This is a genomic window from Salinicola acroporae (genome assembly GCF_003206615.1).
GTDB classification, from domain to species: domain Bacteria; phylum Pseudomonadota; class Gammaproteobacteria; order Pseudomonadales; family Halomonadaceae; genus Salinicola; species Salinicola acroporae.
This window is the reverse complement of sequence record NZ_PZJW01000029.1, coordinates 1-1,202: the sequence shown is the minus strand read 5'-3', so window position 1 is coordinate 1,202 and position 1,202 is coordinate 1. Positions and strand designations below refer to the sequence as shown.

The window sequence follows — 1,202 nt, the reverse complement described above, 5'->3', positions numbered from 1 at the left end:
GAAGATTGCCAATATGGGTGGAAACCCAATTTTCTCCATCGTGGGACCTAACAAAATCGAAGAATGGAAGTTTAACAGCGTCGATTTCGATGGATTCTGGTCAGCCAGCTGCACGCTAGTCGAGGCTAAATATGGATATGGCAGTTGGTTAGAAAGAAACATCGAAGGCGAATGGCAACCTCGCAGCATACCTTTTATGAGCAAGCTCATAGACTCTTTCATAAGCGAGGCTTCGGCACAATCAGTGGCAATTAGAAAAAACATGCCTCCCGCGACCCTAAACTGGTTTTTCTCGGATTCTCATGTCAAAGAACTCACAGAAGATGAGTTTTCAGAAACGGGGCTAATTATATCCTGTCATCTCAAAGGCTTTTAAAAAGGAGCAAAAATGAAATACTCTTTAAGGATGATTTTTCCAAAAAACAAAGAGGATCTCGAAATAGAAGAGGTGTACTTGCTGTTTTTAAAAGCAACAGAAAAAATCTCTGAAGTAGACACAGCCTTAAGCGACTGGCAATATCCTCTCATCACTGAAAAAGACAAAGCCATCTACTGCCCAGTCACTGACAAAAGCAAAGTATTAAAGAGCGCTTATCACGAGACCCACAAAAACAACGAAAGCTACAAAGGCAAAGGCCTGGTCAACTTCACCGCTTGGTCCATGCCCGTTCCCACTCAAGGTTTAAAGGAAAGCGAAAAGCCTTTTTTTGCCAAGGCTCGACTACTCGATGGATCCGCGGATCTCGGAGGATCTTTTGTTCTAAACGCAAACTCTCTCAAAGACACCAAGAGCAAAGATTACTGGTCAACTTACTCCACTCTTTTTAAAAAAATGGCACGCATTAAAAAAGCAAGCTGGTCTAATTTTTCCACAAAAGGTTATCATAGGAAGGCAGCCTTCCCTCATCGAGAATGGGTCGGCTGGATGGCGCTGGTGCCGGATGTCGATCTAAGCAACGAGATGCCCTTCGTCGCGCTCGCCGAGTATCTACCCGATATCGGCACCCTGATCGTGACCACCAAAGAGCCGTTCGATCCCGAGAACGAAGAGCACATCAAACTGGCCCGAGCGACCGAGGTATTCCTGGCCGATAGAGGGCTGTTACCAGAACGAGGCATTTGATCGGTTTTAGTCCCACGAATCTGTCTGCCCTATCCACGAGTATCCAAGACCTTATCCCTCAAAGGCCGGCAGCGCCATG

At 46.0% G+C, this 1,202-nt stretch carries 2 protein-coding genes; both read left to right on the top strand.

The genetic code is table 11. The features are described from left to right. A partial coding sequence (locus DOM54_RS19895) for a Tox-REase-5 domain-containing protein (protein ID WP_206019167.1) occupies positions 1-376 on the top strand: 376 nt, incomplete at its 5' end. A 12-nt stretch (positions 377-388) separates the two neighbouring features. Then, on the top strand, positions 389-1,123 hold the full coding sequence (locus DOM54_RS19890; protein WP_110717991.1) for an Imm52 family immunity protein: 735 nt from the start codon (positions 389-391) through the stop codon (positions 1,121-1,123). Positions 1,124-1,202 lie beyond the last annotated feature (79 nt).